This is a genomic window from Streptomyces sp. NPDC001070 (assembly GCF_053598835.1).
Genome location: NZ_JBSFLB010000026.1, coordinates 1 through 14,539, shown reverse-complemented (window position 1 = coordinate 14,539; position 14,539 = coordinate 1). Strand labels below are relative to the sequence as shown.

14 protein-coding genes, 1 tRNA gene and 1 pseudogene are annotated in these 14,539 nt (G+C 70.1%); 12 read left to right on the top strand and 4 right to left on the bottom strand.

Going from position 1 to position 14,539, the window contains the following annotated elements; genetic code table 11:
* The first annotated feature begins 122 nt into the window (after window positions 1-122).
* Both sepX and ACWDAS_RS28400 read left to right on the top strand, forming a co-directional pair.
* On the top strand, window positions 123-1,001 hold the full coding sequence (gene sepX, locus ACWDAS_RS28405; protein ID WP_450396465.1) for a divisome protein SepX/GlpR: 879 nt from the start codon (window positions 123-125) through the stop codon (window positions 999-1,001).
* Between the two features lie 63 nt (window positions 1,002-1,064).
* Window positions 1,065-1,138 (top strand) — tRNA-Ala (locus tag ACWDAS_RS28400).
* A 73-nt stretch (window positions 1,139-1,211) separates the two neighbouring features.
* Here the strand turns inward: ACWDAS_RS28400 and ACWDAS_RS28395 are convergent.
* A complete protein-coding gene (locus ACWDAS_RS28395) occupies window positions 1,212-1,571 on the bottom strand; it encodes a tyrosine-type recombinase/integrase (RefSeq protein ID WP_450396845.1) in 360 nt (119 codons plus the stop codon).
* Between the two features lie 138 nt (window positions 1,572-1,709).
* Between ACWDAS_RS28395 and ACWDAS_RS28390 the strand changes: the two genes are divergently transcribed.
* On the top strand, window positions 1,710-2,156 hold the full coding sequence (locus tag ACWDAS_RS28390; RefSeq protein ID WP_450396463.1) for a hypothetical protein: 447 nt from the start codon (window positions 1,710-1,712) through the stop codon (window positions 2,154-2,156).
* Between the two features lie 306 nt (window positions 2,157-2,462).
* On the opposite strand, the gene ACWDAS_RS28385 is transcribed toward ACWDAS_RS28390, so the two are convergent.
* Entirely contained in the window at window positions 2,463-2,852 is a 390-nt protein-coding gene (locus ACWDAS_RS28385; protein ID WP_450396460.1) for a hypothetical protein, read from the bottom strand.
* Window positions 2,853-2,920: 68 nt separating this feature from the next.
* Here ACWDAS_RS28385 and ACWDAS_RS28380 point away from each other — a divergent pair, with 68 nt between their 5' ends.
* Window positions 2,921-3,247 carry a hypothetical protein gene (locus ACWDAS_RS28380; protein ID WP_450396459.1) on the top strand — a complete coding sequence of 109 codons (327 nt, stop codon included), beginning with the start codon at window positions 2,921-2,923 and terminating at the stop codon, window positions 3,245-3,247.
* Window positions 3,248-3,350: 103 nt separating this feature from the next.
* Here the strand turns inward: ACWDAS_RS28380 and ACWDAS_RS28375 are convergent, their stop codons facing one another.
* Window positions 3,351-5,612 (bottom strand): SpoIIE family protein phosphatase, encoded by a 2,262-nt coding sequence (locus ACWDAS_RS28375; RefSeq protein WP_450396457.1) that lies wholly within the window; start codon window positions 5,610-5,612, stop codon window positions 3,351-3,353.
* Between the two features lie 365 nt (window positions 5,613-5,977).
* Between ACWDAS_RS28375 and ACWDAS_RS28370 the strand changes: the two genes are divergently transcribed.
* The 3 genes from ACWDAS_RS28370 to ACWDAS_RS28360 all read left to right on the top strand — a co-directional run bounded on the left by ACWDAS_RS28370 (window position 5,978) and on the right by ACWDAS_RS28360 (window position 9,242).
* Window positions 5,978-6,451, top strand: coding sequence for a VOC family protein (locus ACWDAS_RS28370; protein WP_450396455.1), 474 nt, complete (start codon window positions 5,978-5,980; stop codon window positions 6,449-6,451).
* A gap of 142 nt (window positions 6,452-6,593) precedes the next feature.
* A complete protein-coding gene (locus ACWDAS_RS28365; RefSeq protein WP_450396452.1) occupies window positions 6,594-8,024 on the top strand; it encodes a dihydrolipoyl dehydrogenase family protein in 1,431 nt (476 codons plus the stop codon).
* A 684-nt stretch (window positions 8,025-8,708) separates the two neighbouring features.
* On the top strand, window positions 8,709-9,242 hold the full coding sequence (locus tag ACWDAS_RS28360) for a sigma factor-like helix-turn-helix DNA-binding protein (RefSeq protein ID WP_450396449.1): 534 nt from the start codon (window positions 8,709-8,711) through the stop codon (window positions 9,240-9,242).
* 61 nt (window positions 9,243-9,303) lie between these two features.
* Here the strand turns inward: ACWDAS_RS28360 and ACWDAS_RS28355 are convergent, their stop codons facing one another.
* Window positions 9,304-9,783: a MarR family winged helix-turn-helix transcriptional regulator gene (locus tag ACWDAS_RS28355; RefSeq protein ID WP_450396446.1), complete on the bottom strand. Its 480-nt coding sequence runs from the start codon at window positions 9,781-9,783 to the stop codon at window positions 9,304-9,306.
* 186 nt (window positions 9,784-9,969) lie between these two features.
* Here ACWDAS_RS28355 and ACWDAS_RS28350 point away from each other — a divergent pair.
* The 5 genes and pseudogenes from ACWDAS_RS28350 to tatB form a co-directional block, all read left to right on the top strand.
* Window positions 9,970-10,587: pseudogene (locus ACWDAS_RS28350) on the top strand (alpha/beta hydrolase fold domain-containing protein); the annotation flags it as partial.
* Window positions 10,588-11,173: 586 nt separating this feature from the next.
* Window positions 11,174-12,505: an epoxide hydrolase family protein gene (locus ACWDAS_RS28345; protein WP_450396443.1), complete on the top strand. Its 1,332-nt coding sequence runs from the start codon at window positions 11,174-11,176 to the stop codon at window positions 12,503-12,505.
* Window positions 12,506-12,802: 297 nt separating this feature from the next.
* On the top strand, window positions 12,803-13,066 hold the full coding sequence (gene tatA / locus ACWDAS_RS28340; RefSeq protein WP_450396842.1) for a Sec-independent protein translocase subunit TatA: 264 nt from the start codon (window positions 12,803-12,805) through the stop codon (window positions 13,064-13,066).
* Window positions 13,067-13,145: 79 nt separating this feature from the next.
* On the top strand, window positions 13,146-13,958 hold the full coding sequence (gene tatC, locus ACWDAS_RS28335) for a twin-arginine translocase subunit TatC (RefSeq protein WP_450396440.1): 813 nt from the start codon (window positions 13,146-13,148) through the stop codon (window positions 13,956-13,958).
* 42 nt (window positions 13,959-14,000) lie between these two features.
* Entirely contained in the window at window positions 14,001-14,408 is a 408-nt protein-coding gene (gene tatB, locus ACWDAS_RS28330; RefSeq protein ID WP_450396438.1) for a Sec-independent protein translocase protein TatB, read from the top strand.
* The last annotated feature ends 131 nt before the right edge of the window (window positions 14,409-14,539 follow it).

Sequence of the window (14,539 nt, the reverse complement as noted above, 5' to 3'; positions counted from 1 at the left end):
GCCGCCGATCGGACTCCGACATGAACGCAATCAGAAAAAAATTTCGGAGTATCAGCCAGATCGTGCGACACACCGCGCCAAATTGCGTATGCCCTGTCGCGAACCCCCCTACCGTGTGATGCGTGAGCAGTAGCGGCCTCATCTACGCAGTCATCGTCGGGGCCTGGGCTGCCTACTTGGTGCCGATGTGGCTCCGTAGGCAGGACGAGCTCAACGAAGCGCGCCCGACGGAACGCTTCAGCACCGCCATCCGGCTGTTGTCCGGACGCGCGGCCCTGGAGCGCAGGTACGCCAAGACGGCGGACCCGGAATCGGAGGCCGAGGCAGAGCCCGCGGTCGACGTCCGGGCCCTCGCCGTGCCCGCGACGGAGGTGAAGCCGAAGTCCCGGCAGAACGGGAAGCAGGGGAATCAGGGGAACCAGGCGAGCCAGGCGAGCAAGGGAAGCCAGAAGAGTCCCGGGAAGCCGAAGAAGCCCCATCCGCGGGCCAAGGCGCTCGCCGCCCGCCGCCGCACCATCACGCTGCTCTTCCTGGCCTTCACCGCGGGCATGATCGTCGCCGCCGTCGGCGGCCTCGCCTTCCTCTGGGCCCCGACCGCGCCCGCGGTGCTGCTCACCCTCTACATCGCCTATCTGCGCACCCAGGAACGCCGCCGCTTCGAGGTCAAGCTCGACCAGCGTCGTGCCGCCGACGCCGCCAGGCGCCTGCGCGAGGCCCGTACGCCCCGTGAGCCCGCCCCCGAGGCCCCCGTTGTGACCGAACCCACACCGCCCGCCGAGGAGCCGGCCACGGCCGACCGGCGTGCCCTGGTCGAGCAGACCGACCACGCCGAGTGGGTCGACCAGCAGCGCATCCCCGCCGAGGACACCTGGGAGGTCCCGGCCCCGCGCCCCACCTTCTCCACCGCCCCCGTCACCCCCCGCCGCTCCCGCGACCGCTCCCGCACCCCCCTCTTCGACCAGCACGCCGACCGCGACAGGCCCCGCGCCGCCAACGAGTGACCGCGCCCCGGCAGAGGTGAGCGGAGCACCCCCGGCGGGATGCTAGAGTTTTCCTCGTTGCAAGGGCCTGTGGCGCAGTCCGGTAGCGCACCTCGTTCGCATCGAGGGGGTCAGGGGTTCGAATCCCCTCAGGTCCACAGCAGCTCGAAGCCCCTGTCGGAGACATCCGGCAGGGGCTTTGTCATGCCGTACAGCAGCGAAGTACAGCAATTACGTTTGATCTTGCCTGTCGAGGTGCTTGCCGAGCCTGCGCAGAGCCTTCCGTGTCGCCTCGGACGGGACATGCGTGTAGATCTCCATGGTCACCGCGATCTTGCTGTGCCGGAGGATCTGCATTGCGATCCGGGGGTGCACATCGAGCGCGGCCAGCAGCGACCCGCAGGTGTGCCGCGTGTCGTGGAGACGGATGCGCCGGACGCCGGCCTTCGCCGAGCGGCCCTCGAACGAGCGGTTGAAGTTGCGCGGCTCAATGGGCGTGCCGTAGCGGGTGGTGAACACGAAATCGGAGGCGGTCCAGAGCTCCCTGGCGGCTCGCCGAGCGGCTTCCTGCTCCTTCCGGCGGAGCTCCAGCGCAGCGGCCGTCCCGGACCACTAGCCGAAGATCATCTCATCCCCTTAGTATCCCGTCGCAGCCCAGCCCGCTTTGACGTCGGCCCAGTTGGGTGCGTCGGTCACAGCTGGAAACCGTGCAAGACAAGGATCCCTAGGATGAAGAAGCGTTCCAAGGCCTTCGGCGCTGCTACCGCGGGCCTGCTGGCTGTACTTGCGGTGGCTACCCCCGCCTCCGCCGCCACCTACACCGTCACGACCTCCGCCCCCCACACCGGCGACCTGTGTACCGTCAACCCCTACTACTGCAACGGGTCCGCGTCGTTCGTCAAGGACGGTGACCACCTGCTGGTGTGGGACAACAACAGCGACGGCCACTCGGTGGTGGTCAGGTACATCCGGTCCGACGACGGCGGCGCGAGGCACGACGACTGGAACCACTACGGGGCCGGAACCAAGCTGGACATCAACATGGACCTCCCGGAGGGCCAGTGGCCGGAGGATTGGATCGAGTACGAAGTCTGCCTGGGTGAGTACAACAACGGCGACAACCCGACCATCATGTTCGAAACCTGCTCGGGATACACAATCGAAGACACCAACTGATTCCCCCGCCCGCAGCAAAACGCGCGTGCCGGCTGTTGGTCCCTACGACTGGCAGCCGGCCGCTCGATCCCCAGGTGGCCTTCCAAACCGGTTTCTGTACAGCAGTGAAGTACAGCAACCGTGGCGACCGTGGCCGCCCGACAGCAGCTCCCAACCCCTGCTCAGCCACCTTGGCGACCCTCAGCGACCGAAGCGCCCATAGTTCGCATCGAGGGGGTCAGGGGTTCGAATCCCCTCAGGTCCACAGCAGCTCGAAGCCCCTGTCGGAGAGATCCGGCAGGGGCTTCGTCGTGCCCCGCGGTGGGATCAGCACACAGGCCGGATCCGGGCGGGTCGCCGGCCGGGGATCGCGCCGGCGCCCGCGCGACGCGGTTGCCGGCCCGGGCGAGTTGCGGGGAGCGCGGAATGACACTGGAGATGATCCCGGACCCGCCCGGGCGGGAGGGCGCCTTCGAGCCGATACTCGACCGGCTCCTCGCGATCTTCTGCCCCGGCTGGGAGTTGCCGGCTGTCATGGAGGACGAGCATCAGCACCACCGCTGTGAGGTCAAGCGCTTCCGGATCGGCGAAGCCGCGGGTGCGGATCCCGATATGACCCGGCAACACGCGGATCTCGGGCTGCACGCCGCCATGCACGATCAATGCCGCAGTGGTGTATGCCAGTTGATCCAGCCGCTGGTGGCAGCCCCGGGTCACGCGCGGTCCAGCAGGCGATCATCACCTGCGCGCGGTCCGGCACCGATGCCGAGAAGGTCGGGGCCACGATGGCCTGGTACTTTGCACAACCCGGGCTGCGGTATGCCTCCCGGGACGATCTGCGGCTCGGGGTGCCCACGCGGAAGAGCAAGGCCGAATGGGACGAACTGGCGGACCTGCGCGCCGAGTACCGGGCCGTCTGCCTTGCGGCATTCCTGGCCTGCGACGACTCCGAGATCCGCCGGGACCTCTCCCTCGCGATCGACCTCGACGCGAGCGCGTACCCGGAACACCTCCAAGCCGGTCACCAGCAGGCGAAGTGCATCGTCATGGCCGACCCCGAGCGGTATCGCGTGCTGCTCCGGCGTTCTGCCGATGCGCCCACGCAGGGGTGACCGGCCCGGACGGCAAGTCGCCTCGCCTTTCGGGCCGGTGCGGGACTCCGCCCGGGAACGGCCCTGTCCCAGAGCGCCTTCTCGACCAGGGCCATGGTGGTCCTCAACCGTGCCTCACGGGTTGCTCGGCCCAGACGATCTTGCTGTCCGCCTGGTAGCGGGTGCCCCACTGCTCGGCGAGGCTCGCGACGATGAACAGCCCCCGGCCGGTCTCGTCGACGGTGCGGGCATGTTTCACGTGGGGCGCACTGGGGGCGGTGTCGCCGACCTCGCAGGTCAGGGTCCGGTCCAGGATCAGACGCATCCGCAGCGGGGGTGAGCCGTAGCGGATGGCGTTGCCGACGAACTCGCTGACGATGAGCTCCGTGGTGAACGCCGTCTCCTCGCTCAGCCCCCAGAGCTCCAACTGGCGGCGGGCCGCCGCCCGGGCGATGGGGGCGGCTTCGGAGCCCTCCGGCAGGGCGCACGTGAGGACGCGCTCCGCGGGCAGTGCCTTGGTGCGGGCCATCAGCAGCAGCGTCTCGTGCGTGCGGTGTTCATCGGTGAAGGTGCGCGCGATGGTGTCCGAGAGTTCGGCCAGGGAGCCGGTGCCGCCACCGTCGAGGAGAGGGCGCAGAGAGCCGGAAGGCGCCAGCACCTCGGCGGCCAGAGCGGCGGTGCCCATCGCCAGTGTGGTGCCCTCGGGGAGCGGGATGGTGGCCGCGGGAATGGGGGCGGTGTCCCTTGCCGCGAGCTGTGGTCCGGGTGGCACGGGCAGGTTGACCGAAGTGCCGTCGGGGAGGACCGCGACGGGCGCCGGCAGGCCGGCCCGGGCGATGGTGCAGGTGAGATCCACAGGGTCGTAGATCGCGATGGCGCAGCCGGCCGTGAGCGGCTCACGGTGGAGAGGGTCGACAGGGGGCAGTGCGGCGCGCGCGGCGACGAGACGCGCCGTCGTGTCGCTCAGCCGGGCCAACAGCTCATCGGGCTGCAGGTCCAGTGCGGCGAGCGTGTGCACGGCGGTGCGCAGCAGCCCCATGGTGATGGCCGCGGGGATGCCCTCCCCTGCCACGTCGCCGACGATCAGTGCGGTCCGCGCGCCCGGCAGCGCGATCGCGTCGGACCACGCACCACCGCCCTGCGGGCCGGGAACGTGCAGTCGGGAGACCTCCACGGCCGGCTGGACGGCGGGTTCTCCGGGAAGCACCCTCTGCTGCACGGTCGAGGCGATGATCCACTCGCGCATGTACCGGCGGGCGTTGTCGACGGACAGCGCGGCGTGCGCGCACACGGCGGACGCCACTTCGAGGTCGTCCTCCTCGAAGGGGACTTCGTCCTTGTGGCGGTAGAAGCACACGACACCCAGCGCCCGGCCCCGCAGCGCCAGCGGCGCCACGATCAGGGATCGGGCACCGGATCGCCCGATGTCGTCCGCCTGGATGGGGCCGGAGGCCGTCCACGCGCCGTCGTCCTCCCACGGCACCAGGCGTGCCTTCAGGTCGGACAGCACACGTGAGGAGAGACTGCCCGCGAGCAGAGGGCGCACCGATCCCACCGAGTGAGCCGGGAAGCGACCGCGGAAGGCCGCCTGGCGCAACGGCACACCCGAGCGGAGGGGGGCCAGGGGAGGGTCGTCGCCGCGCACGACGTCTTCGAGCACCTCGACGACGGTGGTGCCCGCGAATGCGGGAACCACCGCCTCCACGAGTTCCCAGCAGACGTCCATCACGCTCAGCCGGTGGCCCACCCGCGTGTGCACCCTTTCCAGCACGGCCCGGTACTTGCGAGCCCTCTCCCGCTCCGTGACGTCCACCGCGGCGGCCATCAACCCGAGCACGTCGCCGCGGGAGTCCTGCACACGGAAATAGGAGAGGGCATGGACGGGGTGCCCGGTCCGGCCCGGTGCCCGCCTGCCCCTGGCGAGCCGGTTCAGCGCCGCCTCCCCGCTCGCCAGGACTCCCCGCGCGACGGCCGTCTCCTCCTCGGGGTCGTCGAACGACCACACCTCGGTGAAGGAGCTGCCCAGCAGTTCCCCGGCCGGTACATCGTGCAAGGCGCCGGCGCCGGTGCTCGCCCGGACGATGCGCAGTCGATCGTCGAGGACGTACAGCGTCACAGGGGAGTGGGAGAACACCGCATCCAGGATCGCTGCGTCCCGTGCCGCCGGACCCTCCCCCGCCGGGAGGACCTGCCATGTCAGAGACGTGCCACGGAGGACCGGCTTGACCAGCGCGTCGGCGGCACCCGCGGCCTCGCGTACCAGGGTGATCACGGAGCGTCCCACGGCCTCCTTCGCGGACCATCCGAACACTTCCTCGGCCGACGGCCCCCACTCGATCACCCGGCCCCCCTCGTCGACGAGGGCGAGCACGTCACCGCTGGACATGTGCAGCACCTCCATCTCCATACCTGCCCATCTGTGCCCCGACAGACGCGGAACAGGGCGGCCGTACCTCTGTGACCTGCGGAAACGCGGAGAATGTCGAGCTGTCGAGCGCGCTTTCGATCAAGGAAATGCCTTTGACCATCGTTAAGTTTGCAAACTTTACTTGCGTCAAAGTTAAGTGCCGGGTACGTTTCCCGTGTGGGTCGGAGCGGACTGCATCGGCCGGCCCCGGCCCGAAGGCGATGGCCCGCAGTGGCAGCCGGGCCGCACGCGCCGCTCTGCCGGCGCCATCACATCCCATGAACAGGTGACGCGCCGAGTGCGGCCTCACCCACGTCAAGAACCCATACCCGAAGGACATCCCCATGGATCTGAAGCTCGAAATGATCGTGCTCCCCGTCTCCGACATCGACCGGGCCAAGGCCTTCTACGAGAAGGTCGGCTTCCGCCTCGACGTCGACTACACCGCCAGTGACGATTTCCGCGTCGTGCACTTCACCCCGCCCGGCTCGGAGTGCTCGATCATCTTCGGCGAGGGGATGACGAACATTCCTCCGGGCTCGTTCCAGGGCCTGTACCTCATCGTCTCCGACATCCGCGAGGCGCACGCGGAGCTCGCCGCCCGCGGCATTCCGGTCAGCGAGATCTTCCATGACGAGGGAGGGCTCCTCCACCACGGCCACGAGGGTGGGGACTGCGTCCACGCCGGCGAGGGACAGCGGCGCATCGCCGGTCTGCACCCCGAGCGCGCCTCCTACGGCTCCTACCTCACCTTCAGCGACCCGGACGGCAACGGCTGGGTGCTCCAGGAGGTCTCGAAGCGCCTCCCCGGCCGCTGACACCGCGCACTCGCCTCACCCAGGGGCCGGGACGGCCGACGCGGTCATCCTGCGGGCCGGCCCCTGGGGTACGGCGCGCGCAGCCACATCCGGGCCCGTCATTCCTGACCTGATCACCCCCCCACACCAGTACGGAGCAGTGATGAACGAGACCACCCGCACTTACGACGTGATCGTCATCGGCGCCGGGCCGGTCGGCGAGAATGTGGCCGAACGCGCTCGTGCCGCGGGGCTGAGCACCGTGATCGTGGAGCGCGACCTGATCGGCGGTGAGTGCTCGTTCTGGGCCTGCGACCCCAGCAAGGCGCTGCTGCGCCCGGTGGTGGCGCGTGCCGACGCACGCCGAGTGCCCGGGCTTGGGCACGCGGTCGCCGGGCCGCTGGACGTGGCGGCGGTCCTCGCGCACCGCGACAGCATGGCCTCGTACTGGAAGGACGCGGACCAGGTCGACTGGCTGAACTCGGTCTCCGTCGATCTGATCCGCGGCCACGGCCGGCTCGACGGCCCCCGCAAGGTCCGTGTGCAGACCCCCGACGGCGAGACCGTCAGGCTGACGGCGAGGCACGCCGTGGCTGTCTCCACCGGCACCAGCGCCGCTCTGCCCGACGTTCCCGGTCTGGACACCGTCCGCCCCTGGACCAGCCGTGAGGCGACCAGCGCGGACAAGGTCCCCGGACGTCTGGCCGTCGTCGGCGGAGGTGTGGTCGCCGTCGAGATGGCCACGGCCTGGCAGGCGCTCGGCTCGCAGGTGACGATGCTGGTCCTCGAGGACGGGCTGCTGCAGCGGATGGAGCCGTTCGCCGGAGAGCTGGTGACCGACGGACTGCGCGAAGCCGGCGTCGACGTCCGGTTCAAGACCTCCGTGGCCTCCCTGGCGCGTGAGGACGGCGAGGTCCGGATGACCCTCGCGGGCGGCGGGCATCTGGTGGCGGACGAGATCCTGTTCGCCACCGGCCGTGCCCCGAACACCTGGGACCTGGGCCTGGAGACGATAGGTCTCACCCCGGGCGACTGGCTGAAGGTGGACGACACCTTCCGAGTGACCGACGTCGCCGACGGCTGGTTCTACGCCGTCGGCGACGTCAACCACCGCGCCCTCATGACCCACCAGGGCAAGTACCAGGCCCGGATCGCCGGCGCCGTGATCGGGGCGCGCGCCAACGGCGAGCCGGTCGACGACACCCGGTGGGGCGCGCACGCGGCCACGGCCGACAGCGTGGCCGTCCCGCAGGTGGTCTTCACCCACCCGGAAGTCGCCGCCGTGGGCCTGACCACCCGGGAGGCGGTGCGGAGCGGGCGCCGGATCAAGGTGGTGGACTACGACCTCGCGCATGTCGCGGGCGCCCATCAGTACGCCGAGGGCTACCGCGGCCAGGCCCGCATGCTCATCGACCTGGACCGTGGCACCGTGGCCGGCGTCACCTTCGCCGGGCCGGGCGTCGGAGAGCTGCTGCACTCGGCCACCATCGCCGTCGCGGGCGAGGTACCGATCGACAGGCTGTGGCACGCCGTACCCGCCTTCCCCACGATCAGCGAGATCTGGCTGAGGCTGCTGGAGACCCACCGGGGCTGAGGCGTCACGGCGGGACGCCCGGGCCCGGCCGCCGGTACGGCTTTCCGGCGTCCCGCCGCACGGCCGCCGTCTCTCCCGGCGCCGGGCCCGGGCCGGAATCCCGCCGTGGGATACGGCTCGTCTGCCGCGAGGACCGTGCCGTCACAAGCCGCCCTGGCCGACGCCCAGTTGGCGATGAGGGCGAGGGAGCCCGCAGGTCTTGGCCAGATGACTGCCATGACGGCTGCCGTCGGTACCGAGTCAAGTTACCCAGGTAGAGCGCCACCACCGCCACGGAATCCCGGTCAGGTTCCGGATTACCGCGCCGGCAGCGCAAATCCATCATGGAAATACGCCGGAAAGAGGAGCGGGCCACAGGGCCCCGACACCCCGGCCGGCGGGATCGACGAGTCGCGGAAACCCCGGAGAACTCGATGGCGCCCGCATCACCTTGGTCGCCCCCGGTGCCGCGCATGAGCTCTCCCCTCCGGGAGGGCACCGGCACCCGATGCCGTCAGTTTTGGAGCACCACATGTCCTCAGCAGTAACGCTGCCCGTCGACGCCTCGCCCCCGCCGGCCGTCGCGGACCACGCGAAGGGCCGGCACCGCGGGGTAGCGGCGTCCGAACGCGTGCGAGACCTCCGGCAGTCCGGACGAGGGCGGCATCGCCGTGTCGCGGCGCCCGTCTCCGCACGGGGCCGGACATGATCAGCGGGGAGGTGCGGTTCGCGCGGTTCGAGCACGAGGCCATGCCGTTCCTCGACAGGCTGTACTCGGCGGCGACGCGGATGGCATGTGACCGCGCCGACGCCGATGACCTGGTTCAGCAGACGTACGTTCAGGCTTTCCAGGCGTTCGATTCGTTCCCCGAGGGGATCGGCCCGAAGGTCCGGCTGTTCCGGATCCTGGCCGACACGGCGCTCGGCGCCCGGGGCGAGCGGAACCGATCGTGCAGCGTCCCGGGCGAGCAGGTCCCGGCCCGTTCCGGGCACAAGGTCCCGGCGGCACAGGCACTGGGCCGGCTGCCCGACGACGAGGTGTCGGCCGCGCTTCGCCGGCTGCCCGCCGAGGTGCGGATCGTCGTCCACCTGGCCGACGCCGAAGACTTCCCTGCCGCCGACATCGCGGGGATCCTGCGGATCCCCGCGAGCACTGCGAGATCGCGACTCCGTCACGGACGGAACCTTCTCCTTCAGGCGCTCACTGACGCCGTCCGGCGGCGCGGGATGCCCGACTGACCGCGGGCTCGCCTCAGGGAACCGTTCGCCGCCGGGATGAGGCTGGGCCCGGCTCCCGGGGTCAGTGGCTCGCGGTGACGTTCACCGTCAGCCGCTCCAGGAGAGCCTTGACGTTGGCGGCCTCCAGCTGCGTGAGGCCCGCGGCCTGCCCGATGGTGGCAGGGATGACGCGAGCGCGTTCGCGCAGTTCGGCACCCTGCTCGGTGAGGCTGATCTGCACCGAACGCTCGTCGTTCGCCTGGCGTTCGCGCCGGACCAGTCCGTGGGTCTGCAGGCGCTTCAGAAGGGGCGTCAGGGTGCCGTAGTCGAGTTGCAGGAGCTTGCCCAGCGACTTGATGGGCAGCGCGCCGTGCTCCCACAGCACCAACATCACCAGGTACTGCGGATAGGTCAGGTTGAACTCTTCCAGCAGGGGCCGGTAGCGATTGGTCAACGCCCGCTGCGCCGCGTACAGGGCGAAGCACATCTGGTCGTCGAGGAGCAGGCTGACCTCGTCGGCGCCCGCTGTGGGCTGCTCGACGGCCGACTTGTTCTCGCTCATCGCGACTCCTCTCCGCGCAATGCTTGTGTACCGAACAATACACCTCACAACTTCTATGTGGGCCATTATATTGCGCACACTTAAAATTGCCACGCTGGGTCGTGGGGCCGGTGCGTGGAGTACGCGGGCCGGCCCGGTTCCCCGACCCGCTCAGGGCCCTCCCCTCCCTCCGTCAAGGAATTCGTGATGCCTGACTGCGCCCCCTCGGAGCTGCCGGTCCTCGAACCCGCAGCTCGCGAGTTCGCCGAGGCCACCGCTGCCCCCGCCGTTCCCGTTCGATCTGGGACCGGTGCGTGCCCGCAGGGCGCTGGAGAAGGCGCAGACCCCGGAGCATCCCGGGCCCGAGGTGGACGACGGCTGGGTCGCGGTCTCCGGCGGGCCGAAGGGCAGCGTGGCGGTGCGCCTTGTGCGCCCGGCGGACCGCTGCCCGCCGTCCTGTACGTCCACGGCGGGGGCTGGGTCCTCGGGAGCGCGCACACACGACCGCCTGGTACGTGAGCTTGCCGTGGGCGTGCGGGCCGTCGTCGTCTTCCCCGAGTACACGCGGTCTCCCGAGGCGCGCTACCCCCAGGCGCTGGAGGAGTGCTACGCGGTCGCGGAGGTGAGCACGGCATCGACCCAGAACGACTGGCCGTGGCAGGCGACTCGGCGGGCGGCAACATCGCTGCGGCTCTGACGTTGCTCGCCAAGGAGCGTGCGGATGTCTCCTTCGGGCACCAGGTGTTGTTCTGTCCCGTCACCGACGCGAACTTCGGCACGCGCTCCTACCGCCGGTTCGCCGAGGGTCACTTCCTGCGTCGCGATGTCATTCCAGGAGGCCATGGCCACGCGCGCCGAGCGCACCGTGCGGCTGCGTTCCGGGCACAGCCCGTTCCTGTCGCAACCGGCGGAACTGGCCCGTGTTCTCTGTCGGGAACTCGCACTTCAGCCGCAGGAGCGGCGGTCCTCCCCGGCCTGATGGCCCGGGGCCGCGGCCCTGCCGGACAGAGCCGGCCGCGAGGTGTGCCTCGCGGCCGGCCGCCGTGTATGCGCGCTGAGACCGGCCGGCGCACTCGCTCACTCCCCGTACTTGCTTTGCTACATTTTAAATGCGTCAACTTTACTTGCGTCAAAGGTAAGTGTGTCGTAGGTTTGTCGTCAGGTTGAGCCGGGGCCCGTCGGCCCCCGTAAGAAAAGACTCGCCAAGCAGGCTCTCGCAGAAGCGCTTCGCGACTTCCGGTCGCCGCGCGTGACGGCTGTGATCGGCCGTCTGCGGGCGCCCCGGCCCGATGGGCCCCGCTCTTTCACGTGCGACCACCGGCCAGGCCGATGACGCGCGCCTGCGGGTCATCGGGAACGGCGACGACGGTCGAGCTCACCCACGCACATCGACAACCCCAGGAGGTTCTCCATGTCCGACATCATTCCGCCGCACTCCCGACGGGCATTCCTTTCCACCTCGGCGACCGCCGCGGCCGCCGCGGCGATGGCCGGCTCGTTCGGCGTCTTCCCCGCCCGGACGGCTTCGGCGGCCGAACCGGGAGCCCGCCCCGCCGCGGCGGCCGACAGGCGTATCCGCCCCTTCCGAGTGCATTTCCCGCGCAAGGACCTGGTCGATCTCCGCCGGCGCATCATCGACACGCGGTGGCCCGAGAAGGAGACCGTGACGGACCAGTCGCAGGGCACCCAGCTCGCGACGATGAGGAAGCTCGCGCACTACTGGGCGACGGAGTACGACTGGCGCAAGGTCGAGGCGCGGCTGAACTCCCATCCGCAGTTCATCACCGAGATCGACGGGCTGGACATCCACTTCATCCACGTCCGCTCGAAGCACAAGAACGCCCTGCCGCTGATCGTCACCCATGGCTGGCCGGGCTCGGTCATCGAGCAGCTGAAGATCATCGAACCGCTCACGAACCCCACCGCCCACGGCGGCAAGGCCTCGGACGCCTTCCACGTGGTGATCCCGTCGATGCCCGGCTACGGCTTCTCCGGCAAGCCGTCCTCCAAGGGCTGGGGACCGGACCGCATCGCCCGCGCCTGGGCCGAGCTGATGAAGCGTCTGGGCTACACCAAGTACGTCGCACAGGGCGGCGACTGGGGGGCGGTCGTCACCGACCTCATGGGCGTGCAGGAGCCGCATGGGCTGCTCGGCATCCACACCAACATGCCCGGCGTGATCCCGCCCGCCATCGACGCCGCGCTCGCGAAGGGCAACCCGCTCCCCTCGGAGACCGTGCTCTCCGACGAGGAGAAGGCAACGGTGGAGCAGCTGGACTTCGTGTACCGGCACGTCTACTACGCGTACATGATGGGCTCGCGCCCGCAGACGCTGACCGGGCTCGTGGACTCGCCCACCGGTCTCGCCGCCTTCCTGCTCGACCACGACGCGGCCAGCCTGGCGATGATCTCCCGGGTCTTCGACGGCCACCGCGAGGGCCTGTCCCGGGACGACGTGCTGGACAACATCACGCTCTTCTGGCTGACGAAGACGGGTGTGTCCGCCGCACGTCTCTACGCGGAGAACACGTTCCCGTTCTTCGGTGCGAAGGGCGTCAGGATCCCGGTCGCCGTCAGCGTCTTCCCCGACGAGCTCTACCAGTCCCCCAAGAGCTGGGCCAGGCAGGCCTACCCCAACCTGATCCACTACAACAAGCTTCCCAAGGGCGGCCACTTCGCCGCCTGGGAGCAGCCGAAGCTGCTCGTCGACGAGATCCGCACGGGCTTCCGGCCCCTTCGCTAGGCAACCCGGCGCCGGGCACGCGTACCCATCGGTGGGAGGCCGAGCGGCCGGGATCCGAGCCACTCGGCCCCCCACCGGGACGCCCGGAATCCGCGCCCGGACACGGCCGCACCGAACGGACCACCTTCCGTACCGGCCGTGAGGTCGGGCCAGACCGCACGCACGCACACGCACACGCACGCACAAGCACGCACACGCACGCACACGCACGCACACCCCCACGCATCCCCCCTCGCGAGACATCGCTTTCTCGGAGAAGCGATCGACTCGATGCTCCCGACTCGAAAGGCACGCACCATGTTCGGCAAACTCGGAGCCCCTGAGCTGCTGCTCGTCCTCGTCGTCGTCATCCTCGTCTTCGGCGCGAAGCGCCTGCCGGACATGGCGCGTTCGCTCGGCCAGTCCATGCGCATCCTCAAGAGCGAGACCAAGGCGATGCGCGAGCGGGAGGACGACACGACCGCCGCGGACGCCTTCCCGGAGCGCCCCCTCCACGCGATGCCCGGGGGGCAGCGGGCCACGGACGTCGCGCCTGCCCACGACACCTTCGACCCGCGCTGACGCCCGACAGCGTCCGCGCGACAGGAACCGAGGTCCGCTCGTGCTCTCAGCCGCCGCAACCCAAGCCCCTCCGGGGAGCATGACCCTTGCAGGGCACCTCCGCGAGCTGCGGAACCGTCTGCTCAAGGCGACCGGTGCCATTGTCGTGACCACCGTCATCGCGGGGTTGTTCTACAAGCAACTGGTCGACTTCGCCATCGCGCCCCTGCCGGGCTGCGGCACGGCCGACGGTGGAGGTACGCCCTCCGCCGGGCGATGCGGGCTCATCGCCACCAACGGTCTCCTGTCGCCCTTCACCCTCGCCCTGAAGGTGTCGCTCACCGCCGGCCTCATCGCGGCGAGTCCGGTCTGGCTCTACCAGTTGTGGGCCTTCCTCGCCCCCGGCCTGCACCGCCGTGAGAAGAAGTACGGTCTCGCCTTCCTCGCCACAGGCATCCCGCTGTTCCTCGCCGGGGCCGCATTCGCCTACGCCGTCCTGCCCACCACGGCCCGGGTACTGATCTCCTTCACCCCGGACCGGGCCACCAACATCCTGCCCGTCGACGACTTCCTGGACCTGGCGACCCGCATGGTCGTGGTGTTCGGTCTCTCCTTCGAGCTGCCCCTGGTCCTCATCATGCTCAACCTGGCGGGTCTCCTCGGCGCCCGCCGGATGACGGGCTGGTGGCGCCACATGATCATCGGCGTCACGGTGTTCGCCGCCGTCGCCACGCCCAGCAGCGACCCCCTGAGCATGCTCGCCCTCGCCGGGCCCATCACCGCGCTGTATCTGGCCGCCTGCGGCGTCTCCTGGATCAATGACAGCCGCCGCGCCCGGAAGAGCGGTACGACCATCGGCCCCGACGAGCCCTCACCGCTCCCCGCACCCGAGCCGGACCACCGCATCCGGTGAGCCGGCGCCGCTCGTCGCCCGCAACTTCCCAGGAGGCCAGTCATGTTCTTCGACATGGGCCCACTCGAGATCCTCGTCATCCTCGTGATCGCGATCGTCGTTCTCGGCCCGGAAAAGCTCCCCAAGGCGATCTCCGAGATCTCCGCCGTCCTGCGCAAAGTCCGGTCCTTCGCCGACAGCGCCCAAGCCGAGATCCGCCGGGAGCTCGGGCCGGAGTTCTCCGACCTCCGCATGGGCGACCTCGACCCGCGCGCACTGGCCGAAAGAGCCCTCGCCCGGGCCGATGACGAGGCCGGCCTGCGCGAGTTCACGGCAGCCTTCGGATTCGACGCGCCGGCGGACGGCGGGGACGGCCGGCTCGGCCCGTTCGACCGGCTCGGCCCCGCGAACGACCCCCAGGAGCGCAGAGCCTCGACCGGCTCCATGCGGGAGGGGCGCGGTGACGGGTAGAGGCCGGCCCGGACTTCCTCCCGGGCCTTGTGCGCGGCGGGCCTCAGGAGGGTGCCCGGAGTGCGTCCACGGGTTCCATGCGGGCGGCGCGCAGCGACGGATAGAGTCCGGCGAGGAGTCCGACGAGGGCG

Bases quoted from the DNA above. Each gene is read 5' to 3' on its own strand.
- tatC (WP_450396440.1), top strand. From the start codon at position 13,146: ATGACCCTTGCAGGGCACCTCCGCGAGCTGCGGAACCGTCTGCTCAAG.
- ACWDAS_RS28390 (WP_450396463.1), top strand. From the start codon at position 1,710: ATGAAGAAGCGTTCCAAGGCCTTCGGCGCTGCTACCGCGGGCCTGCTG.
- ACWDAS_RS28380 (WP_450396459.1), top strand. From the start codon at position 2,921: ATGGCCTGGTACTTTGCACAACCCGGGCTGCGGTATGCCTCCCGGGAC.
- ACWDAS_RS28375 (WP_450396457.1), bottom strand. From the start codon at position 5,612: ATGTCCAGCGGTGACGTGCTCGCCCTCGTCGACGAGGGGGGCCGGGTG.
- ACWDAS_RS28345 (WP_450396443.1), top strand. From the start codon at position 11,174: ATGTCCGACATCATTCCGCCGCACTCCCGACGGGCATTCCTTTCCACC.
- ACWDAS_RS28355 (WP_450396446.1), bottom strand. From the start codon at position 9,783: ATGAGCGAGAACAAGTCGGCCGTCGAGCAGCCCACAGCGGGCGCCGAC.
- ACWDAS_RS28370 (WP_450396455.1), top strand. From the start codon at position 5,978: ATGGATCTGAAGCTCGAAATGATCGTGCTCCCCGTCTCCGACATCGAC.
- tatA (WP_450396842.1), top strand. From the start codon at position 12,803: ATGTTCGGCAAACTCGGAGCCCCTGAGCTGCTGCTCGTCCTCGTCGTC.
- ACWDAS_RS28365 (WP_450396452.1), top strand. From the start codon at position 6,594: ATGAACGAGACCACCCGCACTTACGACGTGATCGTCATCGGCGCCGGG.
- ACWDAS_RS28360 (WP_450396449.1), top strand. From the start codon at position 8,709: ATGATCAGCGGGGAGGTGCGGTTCGCGCGGTTCGAGCACGAGGCCATG.
- tatB (WP_450396438.1), top strand. From the start codon at position 14,001: ATGTTCTTCGACATGGGCCCACTCGAGATCCTCGTCATCCTCGTGATC.